Source organism: Quyinboa mangrovi (assembly GCF_042219825.1).
Lineage (GTDB): Bacteria > Bacteroidota > Bacteroidia > Bacteroidales > UBA5342 > JBHJHP01.
In genome coordinates this window covers 1-1386 of the sequence record NZ_JBHJHQ010000036.1, presented here as the reverse complement: position 1 = coordinate 1386, position 1386 = coordinate 1, and the positions used below count along the sequence as shown (strand labels likewise).

2 protein-coding genes are annotated in these 1386 nt (G+C 36.4%); both read left to right on the top strand.

All coding sequences use genetic code 11. From position 1 onward, the window contains the following. The first annotated feature begins 42 nt into the window (after window positions 1-42). Entirely contained in the window at window positions 43-474 is a 432-nt protein-coding gene (locus ACE1ET_RS20430; RefSeq protein WP_375730281.1) for a hypothetical protein, read from the top strand. 14 nt (window positions 475-488) lie between these two features. Then, window positions 489-1337, top strand: a complete 849-nt coding sequence (locus tag ACE1ET_RS20425) for an IS3 family transposase (RefSeq protein WP_375730280.1) — start codon at window positions 489-491, stop codon at window positions 1335-1337. Window positions 1338-1386 lie beyond the last annotated feature (49 nt).

Sequence of the window (1386 nt, the reverse complement as noted above, 5' to 3'; positions counted from 1 at the left end):
TTGTCTCGTCCTGAAATAGCGTTACACTAAAAAGTTAACGTTATGGAAGAATTAGAGAATCAGTACATTAAACGCACCCAGAAGGATTACAGCCTGTCCTTTAAATTAGCAGTTATTTCAGAAGTTGAGAGTGGATCCATCACGATCGGTGGTGCCATGCGAAAGTATGGCATTCAAGGACATGGAACAATTACAAATTGGCGTAGAAAATATTGTAATTTTGATCCGGATAACCGGTTACAAGTTAAAGCTATGCAAAGTCCACAACAGAAAATCAAGGAACTTGAACAAAAGCTAAGGCAGCTTGAGCGTCAGAACAGGTTTTTGGAAGAAGAACTTGTTCGAACCGAAGATAAGGCTGCAATATTGGATAAGGTAATAGAATTGGCAGAAAAAGAGTATCATATATCGGTAAGAAAAAACTCTTACCCCGATCAATCAAAAGCGTCCACGAAGAAACACAGAAAGCCATAATTTATCTTTGTGGGTTGGTCGGGATAAACAGGCAACGCTATTATCGCAGTTATTGGATATCATCAGTAAAGCAGGATACTGCCACCCTGGTGGTCTCAATGGTAAACGAAATACGCATGCAAATGCCACGAATCGGTACACGAAAGCTCTATTATTTGTTAGAGAATCAATTAAATGATCTCCATGTTGGACGAGATAAACTGTTTGCAATTTTGGAAGCGAATAATATGTTAATCGCTCCCAAAAGGAGTTATCATGTCACCACTAATAGTCATCACCGTTTTCATAAGCACAAGAATCTAATTGAAGAGATTGATATTAATCGGCCTGAACAAGTATGGGTTTCTGATATTACGTATATCGGAGGAAGGGGAAATAATTATCTGGCCTTAGTTACAGATGCATATTCTAAGAAAATAATGGGATATGATTTATCCGACAGCTTGGCTGCAGAAGGATCCGTTAGGGCTTTGAAGATGGCAGCTAAAAACAGACAATATAAAGATAAACCGCTGATTCATCATTCAGACAGGGGACTTCAATATTGCTGTAATGAATATCAGAAGGTATTAAGGGACAGAGAATTAATCCCCAGTATGACAGAATCATATGATCCCTATGCCAATGCTGTTGCAGAAAGAATTAATGGGATACTAAAACATGAATTCTTATTAGAACAATATAAGATCGATACCAATACAATGAAATTAATGGTGGCTGAGGCTGTTAAAAAATATAATAAAATCAGACCTCATTACTCTTGTTACATGAGGACTCCAGAACAAATGCACAAACAAAATAAAATTAAGATCAGAACTTATAAAAAGAAATTGAGTTGCAAGAAATACTCACAACTCAATTAATTATTTTAATTTAGTCAATAAACTGTAACGCTTATTTAGGACTAGTCAC

Bases quoted from the DNA above. Each gene is read 5' to 3' on its own strand.
- ACE1ET_RS20430 (WP_375730281.1), top strand. From the start codon at position 43: ATGGAAGAATTAGAGAATCAGTACATTAAACGCACCCAGAAGGATTAC.